This window comes from Tessaracoccus defluvii (genome assembly GCF_014489575.1).
Lineage (GTDB): Bacteria > Actinomycetota > Actinomycetes > Propionibacteriales > Propionibacteriaceae > Arachnia > Arachnia defluvii.
The window spans coordinates 448,048-472,143 of record NZ_CP060789.1 but is presented as its reverse complement, the minus strand read 5'-3'; the positions used below and the strand labels follow the sequence as shown (position 1 = coordinate 472,143).

The 24,096-nt window shown below is 69.6% G+C and carries 20 protein-coding genes and 4 pseudogenes; 6 read left to right on the top strand and 18 right to left on the bottom strand.

Translation table 11 applies throughout. The features are described 5' to 3' along the window. Positions 1–13: 13 nt before the first annotated feature. The 7 genes and pseudogenes from H9L22_RS02165 to rplM all read right to left on the bottom strand — a co-directional run bounded on the left by H9L22_RS02165 (position 14) and on the right by rplM (position 7,315). Positions 14–1,108, bottom strand: coding sequence for a type I restriction endonuclease (locus tag H9L22_RS02165; RefSeq protein ID WP_187721412.1), 1,095 nt, complete (start codon positions 1,106–1,108; stop codon positions 14–16). Positions 1,109–1,573: 465 nt separating this feature from the next. Then, positions 1,574–2,572: a DUF222 domain-containing protein gene (locus H9L22_RS02160; protein WP_187721411.1), complete on the bottom strand. Its 999-nt coding sequence runs from the start codon at positions 2,570–2,572 to the stop codon at positions 1,574–1,576. Between the two features lie 68 nt (positions 2,573–2,640). Further along, the gene (locus H9L22_RS02155; protein WP_187721410.1) at positions 2,641–4,074 is read right to left on the bottom strand and encodes an RNB domain-containing ribonuclease; all 1,434 of its coding nucleotides are present in this window, start codon (positions 4,072–4,074) and stop codon (positions 2,641–2,643) included. Continuing rightward, a complete protein-coding gene (locus H9L22_RS02150) occupies positions 4,074–4,814 on the bottom strand; it encodes a zinc ribbon domain-containing protein (RefSeq protein ID WP_187721409.1) in 741 nt (246 codons plus the stop codon). Before H9L22_RS02150 ends, H9L22_RS02155 begins: the two co-directional genes overlap by 1 nt. Before the next feature lie 54 nt (positions 4,815–4,868). After that, positions 4,869–6,220: pseudogene (gene glmM, locus H9L22_RS02145) on the bottom strand (phosphoglucosamine mutase). Positions 6,221–6,335: 115 nt separating this feature from the next. After that, positions 6,336–6,860: a 30S ribosomal protein S9 gene (rpsI, locus tag H9L22_RS02140; RefSeq protein WP_187721408.1), complete on the bottom strand. Its 525-nt coding sequence runs from the start codon at positions 6,858–6,860 to the stop codon at positions 6,336–6,338. An 11-nt stretch (positions 6,861–6,871) separates the two neighbouring features. Next, complete coding sequence (rplM, locus tag H9L22_RS02135) at positions 6,872–7,315, bottom strand: 50S ribosomal protein L13 (RefSeq protein ID WP_187721407.1); 444 nt, start codon at positions 7,313–7,315, stop codon at positions 6,872–6,874. Between the two features lie 176 nt (positions 7,316–7,491). Here rplM and H9L22_RS02130 point away from each other — a divergent pair, with 176 nt between their 5' ends. Continuing rightward, positions 7,492–9,573: an elongation factor G-like protein EF-G2 gene (locus tag H9L22_RS02130; RefSeq protein WP_187721406.1), complete on the top strand. Its 2,082-nt coding sequence runs from the start codon at positions 7,492–7,494 to the stop codon at positions 9,571–9,573. Here the strand turns inward: H9L22_RS02130 and coaBC are convergent. Beyond that, positions 9,515–10,756: a bifunctional phosphopantothenoylcysteine decarboxylase/phosphopantothenate--cysteine ligase CoaBC gene (coaBC, locus tag H9L22_RS02125; protein ID WP_226966067.1), complete on the bottom strand. Its 1,242-nt coding sequence runs from the start codon at positions 10,754–10,756 to the stop codon at positions 9,515–9,517. The genes H9L22_RS02130 and coaBC overlap by 59 nt on opposite strands. A 36-nt stretch (positions 10,757–10,792) precedes the next feature. On the opposite strand from coaBC, the gene H9L22_RS02120 reads away from it, so the two are divergent. Continuing rightward, entirely contained in the window at positions 10,793–11,488 is a 696-nt protein-coding gene (locus H9L22_RS02120) for an NRDE family protein (protein ID WP_187721405.1), read from the top strand. Between the two features lie 3 nt (positions 11,489–11,491). Here H9L22_RS02120 and H9L22_RS02115 read toward each other — a convergent pair whose 3' ends face one another. Further along, positions 11,492–11,875, bottom strand: a complete 384-nt coding sequence (locus H9L22_RS02115) for a YccF domain-containing protein (protein ID WP_187721404.1) — start codon at positions 11,873–11,875, stop codon at positions 11,492–11,494. 111 nt (positions 11,876–11,986) lie between these two features. Between H9L22_RS02115 and trmB the strand changes: the two genes are divergently transcribed. The 4 genes and pseudogenes from trmB to H9L22_RS02095 all read left to right on the top strand — a co-directional run bounded on the left by trmB (position 11,987) and on the right by H9L22_RS02095 (position 14,834). Further along, complete coding sequence (gene trmB / locus H9L22_RS02110) at positions 11,987–12,718, top strand: tRNA (guanosine(46)-N7)-methyltransferase TrmB (RefSeq protein ID WP_226966066.1); 732 nt, start codon at positions 11,987–11,989, stop codon at positions 12,716–12,718. Continuing rightward, positions 12,702–13,514 (top strand): tRNA pseudouridine(38-40) synthase TruA, encoded by an 813-nt coding sequence (gene truA / locus H9L22_RS02105; RefSeq protein ID WP_187721403.1) that lies wholly within the window; start codon positions 12,702–12,704, stop codon positions 13,512–13,514. The genes trmB and truA overlap by 17 nt, the downstream gene beginning before the upstream one ends. 29 nt (positions 13,515–13,543) lie before the next feature. Further along, positions 13,544–14,101 (top strand): class I SAM-dependent methyltransferase, encoded by a 558-nt coding sequence (locus H9L22_RS02100; RefSeq protein WP_187722522.1) that lies wholly within the window; start codon positions 13,544–13,546, stop codon positions 14,099–14,101. Positions 14,102–14,223: 122 nt separating this feature from the next. Beyond that, positions 14,224–14,834: pseudogene (locus H9L22_RS02095) on the top strand (superoxide dismutase). Between the two features lie 63 nt (positions 14,835–14,897). Here H9L22_RS02095 and H9L22_RS02090 read toward each other — a convergent pair. The 9 genes and pseudogenes from H9L22_RS02090 to H9L22_RS02050 all read right to left on the bottom strand — a co-directional run bounded on the left by H9L22_RS02090 (position 14,898) and on the right by H9L22_RS02050 (position 24,084). After that, positions 14,898–16,805 carry an acyltransferase family protein gene (locus H9L22_RS02090; RefSeq protein ID WP_187721402.1) on the bottom strand — a complete coding sequence of 636 codons (1,908 nt, stop codon included), beginning with the start codon at positions 16,803–16,805 and terminating at the stop codon, positions 14,898–14,900. A 26-nt stretch (positions 16,806–16,831) separates the two neighbouring features. Further along, complete coding sequence (locus H9L22_RS02085; RefSeq protein ID WP_187721401.1) at positions 16,832–17,437, bottom strand: hypothetical protein; 606 nt, start codon at positions 17,435–17,437, stop codon at positions 16,832–16,834. Beyond that, a pseudogene (locus H9L22_RS02080) lies at positions 17,434–18,587 on the bottom strand (glycosyltransferase). Before H9L22_RS02080 ends, H9L22_RS02085 begins: the two are co-directional and overlap by 4 nt. A gap of 16 nt (positions 18,588–18,603) precedes the next feature. Next, positions 18,604–19,395: an ABC transporter ATP-binding protein gene (locus tag H9L22_RS02075; protein WP_187721400.1), complete on the bottom strand. Its 792-nt coding sequence runs from the start codon at positions 19,393–19,395 to the stop codon at positions 18,604–18,606. Then, positions 19,395–20,297, bottom strand: a complete 903-nt coding sequence (locus tag H9L22_RS02070; RefSeq protein WP_187721399.1) for an ABC transporter permease — start codon at positions 20,295–20,297, stop codon at positions 19,395–19,397. Before H9L22_RS02070 ends, H9L22_RS02075 begins: the two co-directional genes overlap by 1 nt. A 14-nt stretch (positions 20,298–20,311) precedes the next feature. Further along, positions 20,312–21,154: an ABC transporter substrate-binding protein gene (locus H9L22_RS02065; RefSeq protein WP_187721398.1), complete on the bottom strand. Its 843-nt coding sequence runs from the start codon at positions 21,152–21,154 to the stop codon at positions 20,312–20,314. Between the two features lie 234 nt (positions 21,155–21,388). Further along, a complete protein-coding gene (locus H9L22_RS02060) occupies positions 21,389–22,249 on the bottom strand; it encodes an ABC transporter substrate-binding protein (RefSeq protein WP_187721397.1) in 861 nt (286 codons plus the stop codon). A 237-nt stretch (positions 22,250–22,486) separates the two neighbouring features. After that, positions 22,487–23,028: pseudogene (rplQ, locus tag H9L22_RS02055) on the bottom strand (50S ribosomal protein L17). A gap of 33 nt (positions 23,029–23,061) precedes the next feature. Continuing rightward, positions 23,062–24,084 carry a DNA-directed RNA polymerase subunit alpha gene (locus H9L22_RS02050; protein ID WP_187721395.1) on the bottom strand — a complete coding sequence of 341 codons (1,023 nt, stop codon included), beginning with the start codon at positions 24,082–24,084 and terminating at the stop codon, positions 23,062–23,064. Between the last annotated feature and the right edge of the window lie 12 nt (positions 24,085–24,096).

Genomic DNA, 24,096 nt, shown 5'->3' with positions numbered 1-24,096 from the left:
TTGCGCGGAAACCTCAGGCGTAGCGGCGAACCGCCTCGCGAATGACCTCAGCATGCTGGTAGATGTCAGCGATCTTGTCGATCGCGATCCGCTGCTCGACCTTGGCCTCGTCCATCAGACCCAAGTACTTCTGCTGACGGTTGAAGTGCAGGCGGCAGATCGGCTTCCGGTTGTTGTCATCGAGTAGAATTCCGAAGTACGACTTCGTGTCGCGAGCTGCGATACGTTCAACCGGTACCTCACTCACGGCGATTGCCCTCACGATGTTGAAGCCCTCCATCTCGTCCAGAGTGGTCTCGATGTCGGTGCCTCGAGCGGTGTCCTCCGCCTCCCCTAGCGTGTCGGTGGAGCCCTCGTCGTCGGCGCTAGAGACGGATGCAACAGCGACTCCTTGCCCTTGCAGGGCAGTCTTCAGCCGAACATTGACCTGATCGGTGATCCACTGACGACAGGCATTAGCCGACACGGACGTGAAGAACTCTCGCATGCGGGCAGTCAGAGGCCGGTCGTACACGCTGGCCGCCAGAATCCGAACGAAGTCCTCCGACGGCTCAGCAAACAGCTGGTCGATCGTCTTCTTGATGCCAGAGACGTACTTGAGTTCCTCGGCCGCCGACAGAACCGAGTCCAAGTCGAACGTGGACTTGGTCAGCTTCTGCAACTCGGGGAGCGCATAGGGATCGATATCGCGAAGGTCAAGGGTCAGGAACGGACGCTCGTCCATCTTGTTCGGCTTGTCGAGGTCGGTGTAGAACTGCCAGCGCTGGCCGTTCGTGAGGATCCCGATCCGCGCGTTGGTCACATGGAAGTACCGGAACAGCTGCGAGGCATGGTTGATGTTCAGCGGAGCGCCGATCTGCTTGCACTCGATGAGCATCTGGACCTCGCCACCGCGCAAGATGGCAAAGTCGACCTTTTCGCCCTTCTTGGTGCCAACGTCGGCCGTGAACTCTGGGAGCACCTCCGTCGGGTCGAACACGTCATAGCCCAATACACGGGCGATGAAGGGCAGGACAACCGCTGTTTTCGTCGCCTCTTCCGTGGTGAGCGCCGCTGAGTGATCGACGATCTTGACCGCGATCTCCTTGATGGCATCCTCGATGGCCACAGTTTTCCTTTCCTCCCGCACAGCGGCAAACCCACCACACCCGCATGAGCATGCGTATTTTCGGACAGCATAGCGAGACGCGCAGGTGAATCAGCGCGCGGTTGACCTTTGTCATCACAGAGTGGCGATTCAGCCCATCAGCGCAGCATGAACGTCCCCGACGGCGAGACCTCGTAGCGGTACTTCAGCGGGCTCATCCAGATGAGGCAGGCCGGCTTCGGCTGCTCCACCCGCCAGGCCCCATCGTCTTCGCCCGATGCCCCCTACGCCCCAGCGGCGCCAGGTTTCCCAACCCCGTCTGCCCCCGGCGACCTGGCCGGTAGGCCACGGTGTGGTCGAGGTCGAGCCCGGCAGCTCTGCGGTTCGAGTACGGGAACATCTCCCGCTCCATGGCCAGCAGCACCGCCCGCCGGATCCCGGCCCGCGGCACGTAGCGGTCCTCGGTCGGAAGCTCGGGCAGGTCGATCACCGGCCGCACCGTGACGTGCACGTCGCCGAGCAGCTCAGCCAGGAGCGCCGTCGTGATCTCGCCCGCCCTCTCGATCCTGGCGGTACCCGGGAGGCTGCCGACCGAGTCGCAGTGCAGATGGACGACCAGCCGGGCGCGGGGCCTGAGCTTCGCCAGCGGCACCCCGACCCTGCCGCAGAGATGGCCGGGCACGCGACCCTCGGCGCACGGCTCCACGGGAGCCGCCCGGGCTTCCCGTCCAGTGGAAGGAGAGGCTGTGCGGCCCGCTGCAGCAGCGCCAGGGCGAGCGCGGGATGGGCCAGCACGCCGACGGCCTTGGCCCGCCGCTGCTCGGCGGTCAGGCCCGGATGCTCGGCCTCGAGGACGGCAGCGACCTGGCTGAGCGCATCGTCGAACCAGCGGGCGTCGGTGGCGTCCAGCCGACCGGTGAGGTTCATCACACCGTCGTCGAGCCCCCACACGTAGACCCCGCGCGACTCCCGCGCCCTGCGCTCCCGCTCCGCGGCCAGCTCAGCGTCGGTGGAGACGATGAGCCGCTCCAGCAGGTTGAAGGCGGCCGTCCAGCCGAGGCCACGGATCCGCGTGAGCCACCGGTCGGTCACCCGATCGGCCAGCTCGATCGACAGCTGGTGGCAGCGTCGCGCCGCACGCAACGCCCATGAGGGCTCGCTCTCGAAGGCCTCCACGGCCGCGAGCAGCCCGGGATGGCGGTGCTTCAGGTCCAGCGCCTCGACGATCCGATTGCCCGCCACTGTGGGGCTGCAGCGCAACAGCCCGGCGAGCTCAAGGCTGACGAACTCCGACACGAGCGGCGTGCCGTCTCCGCCGAGCCGGATCTGCCGCTCGACCAGCGCCTCCACCAGCTCGTCGCGGTCCACCGAGTATCCCTCGGCGAACCGGCAGATGCCGAGGATGACCTCGACCTCCGCCCGACGGCGCCATTCATCGGCGGAGCGGATCGACTCCGCCACCTCGCGCACCGTCACCGTGTCCATGAGTCCACGCTACGGAAGGGGTCTGACACTTTTTTCAGAGCCAGCGGACGGGTCCCGAGGGATCGGCCTCAGTCGATCTCCGTGACGGTGACCTTCCCCTCGACCACGTCCACCGCGTCGACCCGAACCCTGATCTCGGTGCCCACATCTTCGGCATCCGCCTTCAGACGCAGCTCGACGGCGGGATCCCTGAACTGGACGGTGCCGACGCCGGACTTGGGATGCACGTCAGTCAGCACCCCGGTGAAGGTCTCCCCCACCCGCGACGACAGCACCAGCGCCTCGGTCAGGTCGATGACGCCACGCTCGTACGCGTTGGCGCTGCGGCCCGCCTCCGCCATCTCGTCAGGCAGCGCGGCCAGACCCTCGCGGGCCCAGTCCGGGACGGGCAGGTCGTTCAGCAGCGCGTGGCAGATCTCCAGCACATAGCGGTCGACCAGTCGGCGCAGCGGCGCCGTCGTGTGGGCATAGGGCGCCGCGAGCGCGTTGTGCTCCAGGTTCCCCTCGGGCAGTTCGCCGTCGAACGCCACGTACCCGGCCCCGCGGAACAGCATGGTGCACTTCGTCAGGACGGCGAGCTGGACGGGGTCCTCGGGTGACAGGGACCGGACGAACTCCGGGTACGTCATCGACCTGGGCCAGTCGACCCCGAGCCCACGCGCCTGGCGACGCAGCCGGCCGAGCGCCCACTCTTCCGCCGGGGGCAGCGTCCTCAGGATGCCGATCCGCCCGCGGAGCATGGTGTCGGCGGCGGCGAAGCCGGTGAGCAGCGAGATCTCGGCATTCCAGGTCTCCACCGGCACCAGCCGACGGAACTCCAGCTCCCAGGTCCCGTCGCGCTCGACGATCTCCTGATCCGGCAGGTTCAGCGAGACGCCACCCCGGTCGATCTCCACCTGCTGCCTGAGCCCGCCGACCTCAGGCAGCAACGCGATGCTGGGATGCAGCGTCCCGGCCTCCACGTCCGCCTGCACCTCGTCGTAGCTGAGCTTGGCGTAACTGCGGACGAGCGCCCTTGTCAGCGCGACGTCGCGGGTCTTCCCGTCAGGACCGAGCCGGATCTCCCACATCATCGCGGGGCGTGGTCGACCGTCGGCGAGTAGCGACGCAGCGCCCTCGCTCAGGACGGACGGGTGCAGCGGGATGCGTGCTCCCGGGGCGTACCGGGTGAGGCCACGGTCGTGCGTCTCCGCCTCCAGCGCCGTCCCCGGGCGGACGAAGTGGGCCACGTCGGAGATGGCGTACCAGACCAGGTACCCGTCGCCGTCGCGCTCGATCTGGACGGCCTGGTCCAGGTCCATGGAGCTGGCGGGGTCGATGGTGACGAACTCGATGTCGGTGCGGTCGACGTGACCGTCGGCAGCCAGCCCGGCGGCGGCCTCGGCGTCCTCGAGGACCGGCGGAGGGAAGCTGCGCGGCAGGTCCAGCCGGTCGCGGAGCCGCTCGAGCCCCTCGCGCAGCTCGACCGGAACGTCGGGGGCCGCGACCTTGGGGCTCGGCATCAGAGGCCTGACTCAGCCGTCCGGACGAGGATGCGCTCGCACTCCGTGCAGCGGACGACCTCGTTGTCAGGCGCCTTGCGGAACATGTCGAGATCCGACAGCGTCAGCTGGAGCTGGCAGCCGCCGCAGCGACCGGCCTGGAGGAGAGCGGCACCGATGCCGGTGGACGCCAGCAGCCGCTCGTAGAGCTTCAACAGGTCGGCGGGGACCGATGCCGCGACGGGCCCGCGGGCGGCGTGCAGATCCTGGGACTCGGCACGAAGCCGGGAGACCGCCTCATCACGGGCCGCCACCTCGTCGCGCAGGCGCGTCTCGACCTCGGCCTTCTGCGCGGCGATCCGGTCACGGTGCCCGGTCGCGTCCTCCAACGCCCCCATCAGGTCCAGCTGGGCGTCCTCCAGCTCCCCGATCCTGCGCTTGAGGTGCTCGACCTCCTCGGTCAGCGACCGCAGCACCTTGGAATCACCGACGGAACCGTCCGCGACCCGGCGCTCGTTGCGCTCCAGCCGTTCCTTCACAGGAGTGAGATCGTCCTCGGCCTTGCGGACAGCGATGGTGAGGTCGTCGACCTCGATCTCGGAGGCGACCAACTCGTCCCCGACGCCCTTACGGGCCTCCATCAGCGAGGTGATGCTCTTGTGCTGCGGCAGAGTCTGCGCGGCGTGCTGCACGCGACGGGTCTCCGCGTCCAGATCGGCGAGCCTCAATAGCGTGCGCTGCGCGGCGGGTTCGGCGAGCATCGGAACTCCTTTATCAAGTTGGGCTGTCGACCACCTTACCGGCGGCCTGAGGGGTCAGAGCGCCAGACGTTCCAGGACCTTGTCGGCGAGCGACTGCGCGATCTCGGCGGCCAACTCGTCGGTGGGGGCCTCCACCATGACGCGCACGACGGGCTCGGTGCCGGACGGCCGCAGCAGCACCCGACCCGTGTCACCCAGCCGCTGCGACGCGGCGCTGACAGCTGCCTGCACACCCGTGTCGATGCCGGCCCGAAGCTTGTCGACCCCGCGCACGTTGATCACGACCTGCGGCAGCACCGTCATCACCGACGCCAGCCCCTGCAGCGGGACCCCCGTCGCGACGATGCGGGCCGCGAGGTGCAACCCGGTCAGTGTGCCGTCCCCCGTGTTGGCGAACTCGGAGATGATGACGTGTCCGGACTGCTCGCCGCCGAGCGCGAAGCCGTTGGCGTTCATCGACTCCAGCACATAACGGTCGCCCACCTTCGTCTGGTCGACCTTGATGCCGTGCTCGCGCATCGCGTTGATCATGCCCAGGTTGCTCATCACCGTCACGACCACAGTGTCGGAGATCAGGCGATGATCCTCCTTGAGCGCGATGGCCAGGATGGCCAGGATCTGGTCGCCGTCGACGATGTTGCCCTGCGCGTCGACGGCCAGGCACCGGTCGGCGTCACCGTCGAGCGCGATGCCGAGATCGGCGCCCTCATCGAGGACGCGCTGGACCAGGGTGCCCATGTGCGTGGAGCCGGCGTTGTCGTTGATGTTGAGGCCGTCCGGATCCGCATGGATGGCGATGACCGTCGCGCCCTGCGCGGCGAACGCCTTGGGCGCGGTGGCGGAGGCGGCACCGTTGGCGCAGTCGATGACGACCTTCAGCCCCTGCAACGACATCGGCTCCCCCAGCGACGACACCAGGTGCGCGACGTACGCCTCCACGGCACCCTTGTCGCTCGTGATCCGGCCGACGGCGCCGCCGATGGGCCGCTTCCAGCCCTCACCCACGCGGGCCTCGATCGCGTCCTCGAGGTAGTCGTCGAGCTTGACGCCGCCCCGCTGGAAGAACTTGATGCCGTTGTCAGGCATGGGGTTGTGGGAGGCGGAGATCATCACGCCCAGGTCGGCTGACATCGAGTTGACGAGGAACGCGACCGCCGGGGTCGGCACGACGCCGAGCCGGATCACGTCCACACCGGCCGAGGCGAGGCCCGCGACGACCGCGGCCTCGAGGAACTCCCCGCTGGCACGCGGGTCCCGCCCCACGAGGGCGAAGGGCCGACGCTCACCGAAGGCTCCCGCCTCCCGAGGATGTGTGCCGCCGCGACCGCCAGGTCGAGCGCCAGCTCAGCGGTCAGTTCCTCGTTTGCGACGCCACGTACGCCGTCGGTTCCAAAAAGTCGTGCCACGGGTGCCACCTTAGCGGTATCGCTCAGTCCGATTGAGCGGGGGATATTGAGCGGGGAGTTCGGGGAAAAACGACGAAACGCCCACCTGATCCAGGTGGGCGTTTCGTGCGCAGGATCAGCGCTTGCTGTACTGCGGAGCCTTACGGGCCTTCTTGAGACCGGCCTTCTTGCGCTCGATGACGCGGGCGTCACGGGTGAGCATGCCAGCCTTCTTCAGCGCGGGGCGCGAGGCCTCGGCGTCGACGGCGTTCAGGGCACGGGCCACGCCGAGACGCAGCGCACCGGCCTGGCCGCTGATGCCGCCACCGTCGATGCGGGCGATGACGTCGTACGAGCCGGCGACACCGGCGACCGTGAACGGGTCGCTAACGTGCTGCTGGTGCACCTTGTTGGGGAAGTACTCCTCAAGGGTGCGGCCGTTGATGGTCCAGGCGCCGGAGCCCGGAACGATCCGGACGCGGGCGACGGCCTGCTTGCGGCGGCCGGTCCCGGAACCGGGGGCGACAACTGCCGGGCGCACGTCGGCGCCTGCAGCGGCGGCCGGGTTCGCGTCCGAACGGTAGGCGATCTCGCGGTTCTGGTCGTCGACGAAAGGAGTGATCTCCTCGGCGACGGTTTCGTCTGTGACGGTGTCGGTCATCTGATTCTCACTCACTGGGCGATCTGGGTGATCTCGTAGGGCTGCGGCTGCTGAGCGGCGTGCGGGTGCTCGGGGCCGGCGTAGACCTTGAGCTTGCTGATCAGCTGACGGCTCAGCTTGTTCTTGGGGAGCATGCCCCACACGGCCTTCTCGACCGCCTTACGCGGATCCTTCTCGAGCAGCTCGCCGATCGAGATGGACTTGAGTCCACCGGGACGACCGGAGTGCGAGTACCGCAGCGAGTCAGAGCGCTTGTTGCCCGTGAGGGCGATCTTGGAGGCGTTGATGATGACGACGAAGTCGCCACCATCCACGTGAGGCGCGTAGGTGGCCTTGTGCTTGCCCCGCAGCAGGGTCGCAGCGGCCACGGAAAGACGTCCGAGCACGACGTCCTCGGCATCGATCACGTGCCAGTTCCGGGCGATTTCGCCCGGCTTCGGGGTGTACGTAGACACGGAGGCAGACCAACTTCCATTCAAGTGAACAGGTGCGCAGTGCGCTTGCGGCGACGACTTCTACATCGCGAGTCCGCACGGCGCGCAACAGCAACCTAGCTTACGACGGGAGGTCCTCATGCGCCAAATCAGGGGGCGGGCGCCTCTGCCGGTGGGGCGGGGGCTACGGTTGACCCATGGCCTCAAAGACGAGTCCCCAGATCACCGTGGCGTCGCCGGACGATGTACGTAACGTCATCCTTGTCGGCGCGAGCGGTTCGGGCAAAACGACACTGTTTGAACATCTGCTGCGCGCCCGGGTCCCCGGCTACCGCGGTGAGAAAGACACCCCCGAGCGTGGGGCGTCCCTGACACTGGCTTCGATCCCGGCGATCGACGTGCAGATCAACCTCCTCGACGCGCCGGGCCACCCGGACTTCGTGGGAGAGCTGCGCGCCGGTCTGCGGGCCGCGGACGCCGCCATCTTCGTGATCCCCGCCGGCGACGCGATCGACCCCACCACCATCGCCCTGTGGGAGGAGTGCGCCGACGTCGCGATGCCGCGCATCATCGCCATCACCAAGCTCGACCAGGGCCGTGCCTCGTTCGACGACATGGTCGCCGCCTGCGCCGAGGCGTTCGGCCAGGGAGTGATCCCTGCGCTGATCCCGCTCACCGTCGACGGCCGCAACGTCGGCAACCTGTCGCTGCTGAACAAGCGCGCGCACGACTACTCCTCCGGCGACCGGGTGTCCCGGGACGCCACAGCCGAGGAACTCGCCCTCATCGACGCCGAGCGGGCCCCGCTGCTCGAGGCGATCATCACGGAGATCTCCGACGACGACCTGATGGAGCGCTACCTGGAGGGCGAAGAGATCGCCGTCGAGGAGGTCCACGATTCCCTGACCCGCGCCGTGGCCTCGGCCAGGCTGTTTCCCCTGCTGCCGGCACACACGACGTCGGTCAAGGGCACAGAGGAGTTGCTCCGCTGGATCGAGAAGGGTTTCCCCTCCCCCGCCGTCCACCCGGTGCCGGACATCGCCACCCCGAACGGGGCCGCGCTGCCCGCGGCGGCCTGTGATCCTGACGGCCCGCTCGTCGCGCAGGTGATCCGCACGACCTCGGATCCGTATTCGGGGCGGACGTCGCTGGTGCGCATCTTCTCGGGCACACTGCGCGCGGACGACGTGGTGAACGTCTCCGGACGGCGGGAACTCTTCGGCGGCGACGCCGACCCGCTGCACCCGGATCACGACGCGCAGGAACGCGTCGGCCCCCTGTCGGCCCCATACGGCCTCGACTTCACGCCGTTGGCCACGGCCATCGCCGGGGAGATCGTCCAGGTGACCCGGCTGGCGAAGGCGGAGACGGGTGACACGCTGTCGTCGGTGGACCGGCCAGCCGTCGTCGAGCCGTGGGAGCTGCCGCGCCCCCTGCTGCCGGTGGCCCTGGCGGCCACCACGCGCGGAGATGCGGACAAGCTCACCGGGGCCCTGCACCGCCTGTCGCTCGAGGACGCGACGATCCGGCTGGAGCGCAACGCCGAGACCGAGCAGCAGCTGCTGTGGGTGATGGGACAGGCGCAGAAGGATCTGACCATCTCCCGGCTGGTGGACCGGATGGGCCTCAAGATCGTCGAGGAACCCGTGCGCGTCGCGCTCCGCGAGACGTTCCTGAGCCCCGCCAAGGGCACCGGCCGCAACGTGAAGCAGTCCGGCGGCCACGGCCAGTACGCCGTCTGCAACATCGAGGTCGCGCCCCTGGAGCGTGGCGAGGGATTCCGCTTCGTCGACAAGGTCGTCGGCGGGGCCGTGCCGCGCGCCTACATCGCGTCGGTCGAGAAGGGGCTGCAGCAGCAGGTCGCCCAGGGCACCCGCTTCGGCGTGCCGGTGGTGGATCTGCAGGTCACGCTCCACGACGGCAAGTCCCACTCGGTGGACTCGTCGGACATGGCCTTCCAGGTGGCGGGCCAGCTGGCTCTGCGTGACGCGGCCGAGTCCGGTGAGGTGGGGCTGCTCGAGCCCATCGACCGGATCAGGGTCCACATCGCCGACGGCTACCTGGGCGCGGCGCTGACGGATCTCGGATCCCGGCGGGCGCAGGTGCTGGGCAGTGACGTCGACGGCCTCGGCCACGCGACCATCGAGGCGCTCGTGCCCCAACTCGAACTGGTCAGCTACCCGGTCGACCTACGCGGCCTCGCGCAGGGCACCGGTTCGTTCACCCGGGAGTTCCACGGCTACGAGCTGATGCCCGAGGCTCTCTGGCCCGCCCGGTAACCGACCACCGCGTCCAGGAGCGCGTCGGCCACAGCGCGCTTCGACCCGGACGCCTCCGCGACCACCTCGTCGTTGATCCGATCACGACGAGGTGGTTGTCTTTCGCCTCGAAGCCCTTGTCCCAGCCCACCTCGTTGACGGCCAGCAGGTCGGCACCCTTGCGACGGCGCTTCCTGCGGCCCCGCTCCACAAGCTCGACGCCGCTCGCGGTCTCCGCCGCGAACCCGACGACGACCTGCCCCGGGCGTCGTGCCGCGGTCAGCCCGGCGAGGATGTCGCGGTTCTCGACCAGCTCCAGGGAGGCGATGCCGCCGTCCTCCTTGGTCAGCTTGCCGTCCGCCACGTCGGCGACACGGAAGTCGGCGACGGCGGCGGCCATGATCACGACGTCGGCCTCCCGGGCGAGCCGGTCCATCACCTCGCCCAGTTCGGCGGCCGTCCCGACGGGCACGATCTGGGTGCCGGCGGCGTCGGCGAGGACCGCCTCCTCGATGTTGGCGGACGCGAGGATGACGCGCGCTCCCCTGGCCGCGGCCGCCGCGGCGACGGCGACGCCCTGGCGCCCGCTGGACCGGTTGCCCAGGAAGCGCACAGGGTCGATGGGCTCGCGGGTCCCGCCTGCCGAGACGGCCACCGTCAGCCCCGCCAGGTCCGCCCGGCGGCCGAGCAGCTCGACGATCCTGACGTGGATCGCCTCCGGCTCGCTCATCCGGCCCGGCCCCGCGTCGCCGCCGGTCAGCGGCCCGTCCTCCGGCCCGATCACCTCGACGCCGCGGGAGCGGAGGGTGGCCAGGTTCGCGACCGTGGCGGGATGGCGCCACATCTCCGTGTGCATCGCGGGCGCGATCAGGACGGGGGCGGCGGAGGCGAGCAGCGTCGTGCCGAGCAGGTCGTCGGCGAGACCGGCTGCCATCGACGCCATCGTGTTGGCCGTCGCGGGCGCGACGACGATGAGGTCGGCCTGCTGGCCGAGGGCCACGTGGCGGACCCGGGGCACGTCGTCGTGCACCGATGTCGTCACGGGATTGCGGCTGATCGCCTCCCAGGTGGGCAGCCCGACGAACCGCAACGCATCCGCGGTCGGCACGACGTGCACGTCGTGCCCGTCGCCGATCAGCAGCCGCACCAGCGAGACCGTCTTGTATGCGGCGATGCCGCCCGTCACTCCGAGCACGATGAACATGGGGCCGATTCTGTCACCCCGGGTACGCTGCGGGGCATGTGCACCGTGGTGATCCGCGTCCCGGAGTCAGCAGACGATGACGTGCGGATCCTGGCGATCCGCGACGAGGATCCGCACCGGCCGTGGCGCCCGCTCGGCCAGTGGTGGCCGGATCGGCCCGGCGTCACCGGGGTCCTCGACGAGCTGGCGGGAGGCGCCTGGCTCGCCCACGACGACGAACGCCTCGCCGTGCTCCTCAACAGGGAAGGCGGCTCCACCGTGGCGGTGCCCGCCTCCCGCGGCGGCCTCGTGCTCGGCTCCATCGCGGGCGACCCGCTGCCCGACCCGCTGCTCACCCTGGGCTTCAACCTGGTCGAGGCCGACCGTGGCGGTGTCCGCATCACGTCCTGGGACGGCGGCGTCCCCCGGCTGACCGACCTCGCCCCCGGAACGCACATGATCGCGCACGACGACGTCGACGATCCCGCGACGCCGCGGGTCGCGGCCTGGCTGGCCGACTTCGCGGCCGCGTCGACCGACGGCGACCGCTGGTGGGAGGAGTGGGTGGCGGTGCTCAGGCGCACCGCGGAGATCGGGCCGGAGGACGACCGCGCGATCATCCGCGACAACCAGCCCCACGGCTACCCGACCCTGACGCTGCTGGTGTGCGCCGCGAAGATAGGCGCCACGGGTGTCAGTGCCACGATGGCGACGCTGGACGACCCGGGCGCCTGGAACGACGTCAGCCTCTGAGACTCAGAGGACGCCGCCGGAGGCGACGATCTGCTTGCCGAAGGGGAAGCAGGTGACCGGGATCATCTTGATGCTCACCCACGCGTTGGCGAGGCCGATGATGGTCAGCGACTGCGCCAGCGCCGTCGCGATGTGGACGAGGGCGAGCCACCAGCCGGCGATGACGAACCAGATGGCGTTCATGATGGCCGAGCCCGCTCCTGCGCCGGGCTTCTTGACGACGGAACGTCCGAAGGGCCACAGCACGTAGGCGGCCATCCGGAACGACGCGAGGCCGACAGGGATGGTGACGATGAGAAGGCAGGCGAGGATGCCGGCCAGGAAGTAGCCGAGGGCCAGCCAGAAGCCTCCCAGGACCACCCAGATGACGTTGAGTACGGTGCGCATTGATCTCCTCCCGAAGGTCGTGGCCTCCATCCTAGTTGCGCGGGGCCCCTGGAACGGGTCCGGGAACGCCCGGGTTCGGCCCCCATCGCGGAGGATCGGTAGTCTCATCCCGTGGATCCACAACCTCCCCGCCCGCACCGCGACGTCGTCAGCTTCGTGCGCCGCAGCACCCGCATGAACGAGTCCCAGCGCAACGCGTGGGAGCGGCACGCCGACCGTCTGCTCGTCGAGGTGCCGCACGCGGAGCTGTCCACGTCGGTGGCCGACGACGCGCACGTCGACTGGGCGGCCACCTTCGGCCGCACCGCACCCCTGATCGTCGAGATCGGTTCGGGCACCGGCGACTCGCTCGTACCGATGGCAGCCGACCGACCCGAATCCGACGTCGTCGCCTTCGAGGTGTTCGAGCCGGCCGTCGCGTCGACCCTCAGCCGGATCAACCGCGCCGGCATCGACAACGTGCGGATCGTCGTCTCCGACGGCACGCAGGGGCTGGCGAAGCTGTTCGACGACGGCGCGATCAGCGAGCTGTGGACCTTCTTCGCCGACCCGTGGCACAAGAAGCGTCACCACAAGCGACGCCTCGTCGATACCGACTTCGCCGCTCTCGTCACCGCCAAACTCGCCCCGGGCGGCCTGTGGCGGCTCGCCACCGACTGGGAGGACTACGCGCTGTGGATGCGGGAGCATCTGGACGCGGCCCCGGGCCTCGTCAACGTCCACGGCGGCTGGGCCCCGCGCCTGGAGGCCCGCCCCGTCACGAAGTTCGAGGCCAGGGGGCTCGCCGCCGGCCGCCGCATCTTCGATCTGACGTACCGGAGGGCCGATGCGGCTCAGGCTTGATCTCTCCTACGACGGGCGCGACTTCCACGGCTGGGCAGCCCAGCCGGAACTGCGCACCGTCCAGGGCGTGTTGGAGGAGTGGATCACCCGGGTGCTGCGCCTCCCCGAACCAGCCGCCCTCGTCGTCGCCGGCCGCACCGACGCCGGCGTCCACGCCCGCGGCCAGGTCTGCCACCTGGATGTCCCCGGCGACGAGGACCGCTCCGGCGACCTGCTCCGCCGGCTCGGCCGGGTGCTGCCCGACGACGTGGTCGTCCACGCCGTCGCCCCCGCGCCCGCTGGCTTCGACGCCCGCTTCGCCGCCACGGGCCGCCGCTACTGCTACCGGCTGATCGACGCCGGCCACACGCCCGATCCGCTGCTGCGCGGTCACGTGGTCCGGGTCCCCGACGCCCTCGACCTCGGCGCCCTCAACGCCGGCGCCGCCGCGCTGCTGGGGCTGCGGGACTTCGCGGCCTTCTGCCGCCCGCGCGAGGGTGCCACCACCATCCGGACGCTCCGCTCCGTGGAGGGCACCCGGCGGGCCGACGGCGTCGTCGAGATCTGGCTCGAGGCGGACGCCTTCTGCCACTCCATGGTCCGCTCCCTGGTGGGGGCGCTCACCGCGGTCGGCTCGGGACGCCGGAACCTGGCCTGGCTCGAGGACGTCGCCTCCACCCTGCACCGTCGCTCGGACGTGCTCGTCATGCCGGCCCACGGCCTGACCCTCGAGGCCGTCACCTACCCACCCGACGATCTGTTGGCACAGCGGGCCGAGGAGGCCCGCACGATGCGCACCCTGGAGGAGCAGCCGTGAGCCACTACTTCACGACACCGGACGAGCCGATGCGCACGCACGAGTTCACCGCCACCGTCTTCGGCACCGACATGACGTTCACCGCCGCGCCCGGCGTCTTCTCCGGCAACCGGCTCGACCTCGGCACCTCCGTGCTGCTGCGCGAGGTCGAACCACCCACGTCCGGGCGGGTGCTCGACGTCGGCTGCGGCGTCGGCACCATCGCCGTCGGGCTGGCGGTCGCCTCCCCCGGCATCGTCGTCGACGCCGTCGACGTCAACGGCCGCGCCGTGGAACTCACCAACCTGAACGCGGAGCGCCACGGCGTCGCCGACCGGGTCCGCGCCTGTTTCCCCGACGAGATCGACGGCGACGTCGCCTACGACGAGATCTGGTCCAACCCGCCCATCCGGATCGGGAAGGCAGCGCTCCACGACCTGCTGCTCACCTGGCTCCCCCGCCTCACCGTCGACGGCTCGGCCTACCTCGTGGTCGGCAAGAACCTCGGGGGCGACTCGCTGCAGCGCTGGCTGGAGGGGCAGGGCTTCCCGACCGAGCGGATCGCCTCGGCGAAGGGCTTCCGCGTGCTGCGCTCCCGCCGGGGCTGACCCCGCACGGAGGCCTCGACGGCGACCGGCCACCGGAACCCCCTGGCCTCCGCCCGTAGTCCGCATAGGATGGACGAGGTAGCGCGCACTCTCGCGCGAGTCTCAGCGAAGGAGTACCAGCAATGACCTATACCCTCCCCGATCTCGACTACGACTACGGCGCACTCGCCCCGCACATCGCCCCCGAAATCATGGAGCTGCACCACAGCAAGCACCACGCCACCTACGTGGCCGGCGCCAACACTGCCCTCGAGCAGCTGGCCGAGGCCCGCGAGTCCGGCAACCTGGGCGCGATCAACAAGCTCGAGAAGGATCTCGCCTTCCACCTGGGTGGTCACATCAACCACTCCGTCTTCTGGAAGAACATGTCCCGAACGGCGGCGGCGAGCCCACCGGTGACGTCGCCGACGCGATCGGCGAGTTCTTCGGCTCGTTCGAAGGCTTCAAGAAGCAGTTCGGCGCCGTCGCCAACGGCATCCAGGGCTCCGGCTGGTCGATGCTGGTCTGGGACACCCTCGGCCAGCGCCTGAACATCAACCAGCTGTTCGACCAGCAGGGCAACCTGCCCGTCGGCCAGCTGCCGATCCTGCAGCTCGACATGTGGGAGCACGCGTTCTACCTGCAGTACAAGAACGTGAAGGGCGACTACGTCAACGCGTGGTGGAACGTCGTCAACTGGGACGACGTCGCCGCGCGGCTCGCCGCGGCGAAGGCCGCCGGCGTCTCGTACTGAGTCACCGCCGAACGGCAGGGCGCCCGGTGTGGATCGAAGGATCCGCGCCGGGCGCCTCGCCGTCTATCCCTCCGCCGCCTCCAACACGGCGTCGATGATCCTGTCGGCTGTCGGCCTCCCGTAGGGGTCGACGCGGATGTGGACGCCGTCGGGCCGCAGCAGCCCGCCGTCCGGCTGGCGGTCGTCGCAGGCGGCCGGGGAGACGGCCTCAACCGGCTCCTCGTCGTTGCAGATGAGCGGGTCGAGGTCGAAGGAGCGCACGCGCGGGTCTGTGGCGACCAGCTCGAGAACCATGTCGTTCCAGCGCCGCCGGTACTCGTCATGGTTGAGGGCCACGTCGTCGAGGGGGTAGCAGTCGGTGGCCCCCGGCGCGCACTTGTCGAAGAGCCCGGGGCCCGGCCGCTCCGTCCGTCCGATCACGAGGATCGCACCGTCCCGGGTGAGCCGGTCGACCGTCTGCGCGACGTCAGCCTCGAGCGCCACCCAGAACTCCTCCTCCCATGGCCCGACGACGCGCCCGTCGAGCCAGCGCTGATGCCACTCGTAGCGGGACCACCAGAAGATGATCTCGGGGTCGTAGCGGTCGATGAGCGCGTCCTGGATGGGCCGCACGCCCCGGCAGTCGCCCGCGCCTTCGTGTGGCGGCTTGAGGTACTGCTGCATCTCGATCGCCAGCGGGGTGCAGCCGCCGCGCGCAGCGCTGTCGATCGCCCAGCCGCGTGCCGTGGCGGCCCTGTCGAGCGGGGTCATCATCTTCATGGGCACGGAGTCCCCCGTCGCGATGATCACCCTCGTGGCGGGTCCGATGCCATGGGTCGCCCGCAGGGCAGACGACCAGCCGAGCACGACCACCATGACGACGGCCACTGCGACGACCAGCCGCCTCGGGCTCAGCCAGGCGCCGAGCCTTCCGCGCCGGATCGGCTGCTCGACCAGGTGGTAGGACGCCGCGGCGGTCGCGACCGTCGCCGCCAGGGCCGCCAGCGCGGGGAGCGGCCGGAAGGTCTCGGCGTGCGCCACGCCCAGCCACACGGCCCACGGCCAGTGCCACAGGTAGAGCCCGTACGAGATGCGCCCCAGGTAGGCGAGCGGCGCCCATCCGAGCAGCCGGGAGACGGCCATGGCCGGTTGGGAGACCAGCGCGCCGATCAGCAGCGCCACCCCGAGGCTGAGCGCGAGGGCCCCTCCGCGGAAGTAGGCGTCACTGGGCCCGCCGAGGAACGGGAGCGCCGCGCCCGCCAGGACGATCCCGACGGCCGCGATGAGCCGGGGCCGCGCCGCGAACAGCGCGCGGCCCCGCGTCCCGGCCAGCACGATCGCCAGCCCCGCGCCGAGCAGAGGCTCGAACGCCTTGGAGTCGGTGCCCATGTAGGCGCGATCCGGCGCGGCCGGGTCGTATAGGAAGGCCAGGAGCAGGGCCGACACGACGATGAGGGCGACGGTGAGCCACAGGAGGACGCGCCGCAGCTTCCCGCGTGCCAGCAGCGCCGCCGCGGTGATCACCAGCGGCCAGGCCAGGTAGAACTGTTCCTCGACGGCCAGCGACCACATGTGCAGCAGGATGCGCGGCACGCCGTCGTCGTTGAAGTAGCTGTTGGCCCCCATGAAGTGCCAGTTGCCGAGATAGACCGCGGTCCAGGCGACATCTGTGGCGGTGTCGCCGCGCTGGTAGAGCGGCTGCCGGAGCGTCGAGTAGGCGAGCACGGCCAGCAGGAGCAACGTCGCGGCGGGAAGCAGCCGCAGGAACCGCCGCCGCCAGAAACGGGCCAGCCGCGGCCGGCCGTTGGCCTGCTGATCCGCCAGGAGCCCTGCCGTGATGAGGTAGCCGGACAGCACGAAGAACACATCGACGCCGGCGAACCCCGGCTCCAACCAGGGAACTCCCAAGTGGAAGGCGATGACGAGCCCGACGGCGATGGTGCGCAGACCGTCCAGGCTCGGCACATAGCTGGGCGTGCCGTTCTGCGTCATTGCCCCGACGCTACACGCCGGAGCAGTCAGCCCTCCCTGGGGCCGTACACCCAGGGGGCGACCGGTCGGCCGGCCAGCCACGACCGCCACACCTCGACGACGACGAACGGCACCAACGCGATGCCGGTGGCCCACCGGGTCACGGTCCGCAGCGGGAGCTCAGAGGTCAGCGCCACGAACGGCGGATGCCCGACCCGGCTGGCAGCCGTGGATGCGCAGGCATCCAGTTCGTGTCCGTCGACCACGACCTTCACCCACGCATGCCCGGCCAGCCACCAGGGCCGGCGGAAGCCGCGGACGCGGGCGGCATGCACGAGCCTGGCGTCGAACCCGAGGCCCTGCAGCACCTCCAGCAGCACGGTGTTGTACTGGTGCGACCAGCCACGGTGCCCCCGGAGGGAGGCGTGGGGAGACTCCCCCAGGTGCCAGAGCGAGTAGTGGGGGTAGGCCCGCGCGACGGCCTGAACGGCGGCGTCGGCCAGGGCCCGCCCTGTCGAGCCGGTGGCCCGGCAGACGGCGATCAGTTCCGCGACCGTCGCCGGGCCGGCAACCGGCTCCGGTCGCGGCGCGAACAGCCGGACGGGGGCGACGGCGGCCGTCAGGGCGACCGGGATCATCCAACGGTTCCTCATGCCTGGTCCTTCCTCCGGTTCCTGGTGAAGCCCTGCAGCGACCGGTAGGGCACCTCGTCGGCGAGCCGCTCGTGCAGCGCGAGCATCTGAGCCGTGGTCCTGGCCCAGCTGTACTGCTCCGCCCGGGCGCGGGCGCCGCGCCGGAGCTCCGGCCCCAGCCGCGGGAGCAGGGACTCGACGGCGTCGGCGAGCGCGACCGGATCGGGCGGGCCGGACACGCCGCTGGTCGCGTCAACCAGCTCATGCGCGCCACCCCGGTTCGCCGTCACCACGGGGTGCCGCACGCCAGGGCCTCCAGCACCGCCAGCCCGAACGTCTCCGCCGGGCAGACGGACAGCGACAGGTCGGCCGCGGCCAGTCGGGCGGCCACCTCGTCCCGGCCTGCGACGAAGCCGTGGAACACGACCGGCGCGTCCCCGGCGGCGTCGGCGAGCATCGCCTGGTCGGGGCCGGTGCCGTAGAGGTCGAGGCGGATCCTGTGCCCCCTGCGGTGGAGTTCGACGGCCGTGGCGACCGCCAGCTGCGGGCTCTTCTCGTGCGACAACCTGCCGACGTAGCAGAGCTTGAGGACGCCGTCGTCGATCGGTGCGCCGACGCCGGGATGGAAGGTGTCCAGGTCCACCCCGAGCGGCACCAGTTCGAGATCCGCACCGGTGGACTCGAACTCGTCAGCCGCGAACCGGCTCGTGACGACGACGGCGTCGAACTCCTTGGCCAGCCTCCGGTTCAGCGCCCCCACGGTCGTCTCCACCCCGAAGGAGCGGCGGGCCCACATCGCGAACATGTCGGAGAGCCGCTCGTGGCTGAACAGCACGGAGCCGACGCTGCGTTTCGCCGCCCAGCGCCCGGCCGGCGAGAGCGTCCACTTGTCGGAGACCTCGATGGTGGTGGGCCGGAATCGGTCCAGGACATCGAGGGCCCGCCAGGGCCGGAAGATCATGCGGTACTGCTCACTGATGCGCGGGGCCCGGACGTACACGAGGATCCCGGCCTCGGTCTCGACGACCTCGTCGCGGGGGCCGGGGGCGACGAAGATGCGGGTGTGGCCTGCGTCGACGTAGCCCTTGCCCAGGTTCTCGATGACGACCTTCATACCGCCCGAGGTGGGGCCGACGAAGTTGGCCAGCTGGGCGATGCGCATGCGCACCAACCTAGTCGACGCCGGATCAGTCGAGCAGCGTGCGGTCGGACAGTGCGGCGCCCTTGATCTTCGAGAACTCGGCGAGCAGTTCATCGGCCGTGATGGTCGCCTTGCGTTCCTCGTCGACCTCGAGGACGATCCGTCCCTCGTGCATCATGATGAGCCGGTTGCCGAGCTCGATGGCCTGGTGCATGTTGTGCGTCACCATCAGCGCCGTGAGGTTGCCGCGCGCGACGGCCTCCCCCGTCAGCCGGGTGATGAGCTCGGCCCGGGAGGGGTCGAGCGCCGCGGTGTGCTCGTCGAGCAGCAGGATCGACGGCTTGGCGTAGGTGGCCATCAGCAGGCTCAGCGCCTGCCGCTGCCCGCCCGACAGCATCCCTACGCGCATCTGCAGCCGGTCCTCGAGCCCGAGCTCGAGCGTCGTGAGCGCCTCGCGGAACGTCTCCCTGCTTGCCCTCGTGACGGCCATCCCGAGTCCGCGGCGCTGCCCGCGCTGGAAGGCGATGGCGAGGTTCTCCTCGATGGTCAGGTGAGGAGACGTGCCTGCCATCGGGTCCTGGAAGACCCGCGCCACCCAGGTGGCGCGCTTGTGCTCGGGCAGTCGGGTGACGTCGCGGCCGTCGATGACGACGCGGCCGCCGTCAGTCGGATACCGCCCGGAGATGACGTTGAGCATGGTGGATTTGCCGGCCCCGTTGGAGCCGATGACTGTCACGAAGTCGCCCTCGCGCATGGTCAGCGTGAGGCCGTCGAGCGCGACCCGTTCGTTGACCGTGCCGGGGAAGAAGCGCTTGCTCACGTTGTCGAGATTCAGCATCAGGCGGCACCTTCCGCGACGGCGCGGGAGGACCTGCGCCGGATCCGCATCTGCTTGAAGAACTTCAGCTGCGGCACGACGAGCGCCGCGACGACGAGCGCCGCCGAGATCAGCTTCATGTCGTTCGGGTTGAGGCCGACCAGCAGCGCGGCCTGGATGACCCCGCGGTAGATGATCGAGCCGAGTACGGCGGCAAGAATCGCCTGCCACACCGAGGTCATGCCGAAGATGGCCTGCCCGACGATCACCGAGGCGAGGCCCGCGACGATGATGCCGATGCCCATGGAGATGTCGGAGAAGCCCTGGTACTGCACGATGAGCGCCCCGCAGAGGCCGACCAGCCCGTTGGAGATCATGAGGCCCATGATCTTGGTGCGGCCGGTGTTGATGCCCTGCGAGCGCGCCATCAGCTCGTTGTCGCCGGTCGCCCGCAGCGCGACGCCGTACTTGGTGCCGAGGAACCAGTAGAGCGCCGCGCCGACCAGCAGGGCTATGACGGCGAAGAGAGCCACCGACACCCACGTCGCCAGCAGCTTCTGCTCACGCAGCCAGGAGAAGGCGGTCTCGTTGCGCAGCAGCGGGACATTGGCCTTGTTGGCCATGATCCGCAGGTTGATGGAATAGAGGGCGATCTGTGTGAGGATGCCGGCCAGCAGCGGGTTGATGTTGCCCCAGACGTGCAGGAGCCCCGTCACCGCGCCGGCCAGCATCCCGGCGATCACCCCGCCGAGCATCGCGATCGGCACCGGCAGCCCACCCACGATCATCATGGCGCAGGTGGCCGCGCCGGTCGTGAAGGAACCGTCCACCGTCAGATCCGGGAAGTCGAGCACCCGGTACGTGAGGTAGACGCCCAACGCCATGATGGCGTAGAGGAGGCCGAGCTCGAGAGCGATGATCATGGGGGCGTGTTACCTCAGAACTGCTTCGTGGCGCGCGAGACGATCGAGTCCGGCAGGGTGAGGCCCTGCAGCCCGCCCGCGGCGACGTTGACGAAGAGGTCGAACTCCTTCTGGGTTTCGACCGGGATGTCTGCCGCCGGGGTACCCTCGAGCAGCTTCAGCATGATGGCCGCGGCGTCCTTGCCCTGCTGGGTGTAGTTCACCGAGAGGCCTGCGGCGGCGCCGCGCTCCATGGTCGACTCGTCGGAGGCGAACACGGGGATCTGCTTCTGCTCGCCCACCTGGATGACGGACTCGGCGGCGGAGACGACCGTGTTGTCGGTCGGGATCAGGAACGCGTCGACGTCGAGCGACGCGGCGGCCTGCTGGACCTCGGACGAGTTGGTGACCGTGGCCTTCTTGATCTCGAGCCCGAGTTCGGCCGCGGCCTTCTCCGCCTCGGTCACCTGGACCTCGGAGTTGACCTCGCCGGCGGAGTAGACGATGCCGACGGTCTTGGCCTCCGGCAGCGCCTCCTTGATCAGCTCCAGCTGATCCTTCATCGGGTTCAGGTCGGAGACGCCGGCGAGGTTGGCGTCGGGTGACTCCCAGGACGCGACGAGCCCGGCGGCGACCGGATCCGTGACGGCCGCGAAGACGACGGGCCGGTCCGTGATGACGGTGGCCAGCGACTGCGCCGTCGGGGTGGCGATCGCCAGGAAGCCGTCGGCGTCGGAGGAGGCGAAGGTGTTCGCGATGTTGGTCAGCGTCGCCTGGTCACCCTGGGCGTTCTGCTCGTCGAACGTGACCTCGATGCCGGCCTCGGCGAAGGCCTCCTTGAAGCCCTCGGCGACGGCGTCGAGCGCCGGGTGCGTCACGATCTGCGCGATGCCGATGGTGTACGACTCGGCGGCCGGGCTCGATGCCGGCGTCGTGCCACCGCCGGAGCTGGTGCTGGGGCTGGAGGTCGGCTCAGCGGCCCCGAGCAGGCGGACAGGGTGAGAGCGGCGATCGCGCCGAGCGCGGCAACCTTGAGCTTCATGCTTCTCCTTGCAGGTTCAGAGCCCACAGCCTAGGACGTGCGCCGCGACGGGGCCCACAGCGTCCACGAGTCAGTAGGTGACGGCCGCCTCGGCCACAACCGTGGCAGGGAGGGTCGTCCCCATCCGCTCGGCAGCGTCGGGGTTGACCACGAGCTGCAGCGATTCCTGGGTCTGCACGGGGGTCGTGGCCGGGTCGGCGCCGTCGATGATGTCGAGCAGGATCCGCGCCGTCTGCGCACCCTGCGCCTTGTAGTCGGTGGCCAGCGCCGCCGCGGCGCCCCGCGCGACCGAGTCACCGTCGGATGCGACCAGCAGGCTCCCCTTCTGCTCGGCCACCTGGACGATGGCCTCCAGCGCGGAGACGACGGTGTTGTCGACGAGCACGAAGTAGGCGTCGACGTCGAGCGACTGCGCAGCCTGCTGCACCTCCGACGAGTTCACGACGGTGGCCGTCTTGACCTCGAGACCGAGGCCGGGGGCGGCCTCCATCGCCTTCTCAGCCTGGACCTGCGCGTTGACCTCCCCGGACGCGTAGACGATGCCGACGGTCTCGACGCTGGGGTCGATCTCCTTGATGAGGGCCAGCTGTTCCCCGGTCGGGAGCTGATCGCTGGTGCCCGTCACGTTGCCGCCGGGCGCCTCCATCGACGTGACCAGCCCCGCAGCGACCGGGTCCGTCACGGACGCGAAGACCACCGGGCGGTCGCTGATCGCTTGGGCCAGCGCCTGTGCCGGCGGCGTCGCGATGGCCAGGAAGTAGTCGTAGTCGGAGGAGGCGAACGTGTTCGCGATGCTCGTCATGGTCGCCTGATCGCCCTGCGGGTTCTGGAGGTCGACCTCCAGGTTCTGCCCCTCGATGAGCCCGCCCTTGGCGAGTTCCTCGAGGAAGCCCTCGTAGACGGCCTCCAGCGACGGATGCGAGACGACCATGACGGCGCCGACGCGGGTGACGGCGGCAGGGGTCGTCTCCCCGGGGCCGGTTCCTGGGCGGGCTGACCGCAGCCGGCGAGCAGTGCTGCCGCGGCGACGGCGGCGAGATATCGGCGCATCTGGAGGTCCTCTCGGAGATTTCGGGTACACACTAGCGGCCCCGGCACCGGGCTCCCGCGCCGGGGAACGAGAAAGGGACCCCCTGACGCAGGGGGTCCCTCTCGGTGAGCTTGTCGCTCAGGCCTTCTCGGCCTCGGTCTCCTCGACCTCGGCCTGGGCCGCGATCTCCTCGACAGCTTCGGTCTCCTCGACCTCGGCGGTCTCCTCGACCTTGGGCTCCTCGGCCGGCTTCTCAGCCTTGGCGGGCTTCTCGGCCTTGGCGGGCTTCGCAGCGGGCTTGACGGCCTCGGTGATGATCTCGATCACGGCCATGGGGGCGTTGTCGCCCTTGCGGTTGCCGATCTTCGTGATGCGCGTGTAGCCACCCTCGCGTCCCTCGAGCGCCGGGGCGATCTCGTTGAACAGCTTCGTGACGATCTTGTCTTCGCCGCGGACGTTCTTCTTCTCGAAGAGGGTCGCGATGACGAGACGACGCGCGTGGAGGTCACCACGCTTGGCCTTGGTGAACACCTTCTCGGCGAAGGGCTGCACGCGGCGGGCCTTCGTCTCGGTGGTGGTGATCGAACCGTGCTCGATGAGCTGGCCGGTCATGTTGCGCAGGATCGTGCGCTCGTGGGTCGGGCTGCCGCCCAGACGGGGCCCTTGGTTGGCTTGGGCATGTCAATGTCTCCAGGTGATAGTGCGGTGGGCGGTCAGTACTGCTCGGTCTCGGCGAAGTCGGCGTCTTCGTCGTTGCCCTCGTCGTAGCGCTCGATGGCCTGCAGCGGGTCGAAGCCCGGGTGCGAGTCGCGCAGCGCAAGGCCGAGACCCGCGAGGGTCTCCTTGACCTCGTCGATGGACTTCGAACCGAAGTTGCGGATGTCGAGCAGGTCCTCTTCGCTGCGGGCCACGAGCTCACCCACGGTGTGGATGCCCTCGCGCTTGAGGCAGTTGTAGGAACGCACCGACAGCTCGAGATCCTCGACGGGGAGGTTGAGCGACTCGGCGATCTGCTCGTCGACGGGCGACGGGCCGATCTCGATGCCCTCGGCCTCGACGTTCAGCTCACGCGCCAGCCCGAACAGCTCGACCAGGGTGCGCCCGGCCGAGGCGACGGCGTCGCGCGGCAGGATGGAGGCCTTGGTCTCGACGTCGACGATCAGCCGGTCGAAGTCCGTGCGCTGTGCGACACGGGTGGCCTCGACGTTGTAGGTGACCTTCAGCACCGGCGAGTAGATCGAGTCGACCGGGATACGACCGATCTCGGCCTCGGGATCCTTGTTCTGAACGCTGGAGACGTAGCCACGGCCGCGCTCCACGATCAGCTCCATCTCGAGCTTCCCGTTGTCGTTGAGCGTCGCGATGTGCATCTCCGGGTTGTGGATCTCCACGCCAGCGGGCGGCTGGATGTCACCGGCGGTGACGGTGCCGGCGCCGGCCTTGCGGAGGTACATCACCACGGGCTCGTCCTCCTCGGACGACAGCACGAGGCCCTTGAGGTTGAGGATGATCTCGGTCAGGTCCTCGACGACGCCCTCGATGGTGGAGAACTCGTGCTGGTTGCCCTCGACCTTGATGCTGGTCACCGCGGCGCCCGGGATGGACGACAGCAGGGTGCGACGCAGCGAGTTGCCGAGCGTGTAGCCGAAGCCCGGCTCCAGCGGCTCGATGATGAAGCGGGACCGGTATTCAGAGACGACCTCTTCGGAGAGGATCGGACGCTGAGCGATGAGCATGAACTGTCCTTT

What these genes read in the sequence shown, in the direction of transcription:
- H9L22_RS02075 (WP_187721400.1), bottom strand. Translation starts at nt 19,395, where the DNA reads ATGCTGAATCTCGACAACGTGAGCAAGCGCTTCTTCCCCGGCACGGTC.
- H9L22_RS02115 (WP_187721404.1), bottom strand. Translation starts at nt 11,875, where the DNA reads ATGCGCACCGTACTCAACGTCATCTGGGTGGTCCTGGGAGGCTTCTGG.
- truA (WP_187721403.1), top strand. Translation starts at nt 12,702, where the DNA reads ATGCGGCTCAGGCTTGATCTCTCCTACGACGGGCGCGACTTCCACGGC.
- H9L22_RS02155 (WP_187721410.1), bottom strand. Translation starts at nt 4,074, where the DNA reads ATGCCGAGCCCCAAGGTCGCGGCCCCCGACGTTCCGGTCGAGCTGCGC.
- H9L22_RS02130 (WP_187721406.1), top strand. Translation starts at nt 7,492, where the DNA reads ATGGCCTCAAAGACGAGTCCCCAGATCACCGTGGCGTCGCCGGACGAT.
- H9L22_RS02090 (WP_187721402.1), bottom strand. Translation starts at nt 16,805, where the DNA reads ATGACGCAGAACGGCACGCCCAGCTATGTGCCGAGCCTGGACGGTCTG.
- H9L22_RS02085 (WP_187721401.1), bottom strand. Translation starts at nt 17,437, where the DNA reads ATGAGGAACCGTTGGATGATCCCGGTCGCCCTGACGGCCGCCGTCGCC.
- coaBC (WP_226966067.1), bottom strand. Translation starts at nt 10,756, where the DNA reads ATGTTCATCGTGCTCGGAGTGACGGGCGGCATCGCCGCATACAAGACG.
- H9L22_RS02120 (WP_187721405.1), top strand. Translation starts at nt 10,793, where the DNA reads ATGTGCACCGTGGTGATCCGCGTCCCGGAGTCAGCAGACGATGACGTG.
- H9L22_RS02050 (WP_187721395.1), bottom strand. Translation starts at nt 24,084, where the DNA reads ATGCTCATCGCTCAGCGTCCGATCCTCTCCGAAGAGGTCGTCTCTGAA.
- rpsI (WP_187721408.1), bottom strand. Translation starts at nt 6,860, where the DNA reads ATGACCGACACCGTCACAGACGAAACCGTCGCCGAGGAGATCACTCCT.
- H9L22_RS02160 (WP_187721411.1), bottom strand. Translation starts at nt 2,572, where the DNA reads ATGGACACGGTGACGGTGCGCGAGGTGGCGGAGTCGATCCGCTCCGCC.
- H9L22_RS02070 (WP_187721399.1), bottom strand. Translation starts at nt 20,297, where the DNA reads ATGATCATCGCTCTCGAGCTCGGCCTCCTCTACGCCATCATGGCGTTG.
- H9L22_RS02100 (WP_187722522.1), top strand. Translation starts at nt 13,544, where the DNA reads ATGCGCACGCACGAGTTCACCGCCACCGTCTTCGGCACCGACATGACG.
- H9L22_RS02150 (WP_187721409.1), bottom strand. Translation starts at nt 4,814, where the DNA reads ATGCTCGCCGAACCCGCCGCGCAGCGCACGCTATTGAGGCTCGCCGAT.
- H9L22_RS02060 (WP_187721397.1), bottom strand. Translation starts at nt 22,249, where the DNA reads ATGGTCGTCTCGCATCCGTCGCTGGAGGCCGTCTACGAGGGCTTCCTC.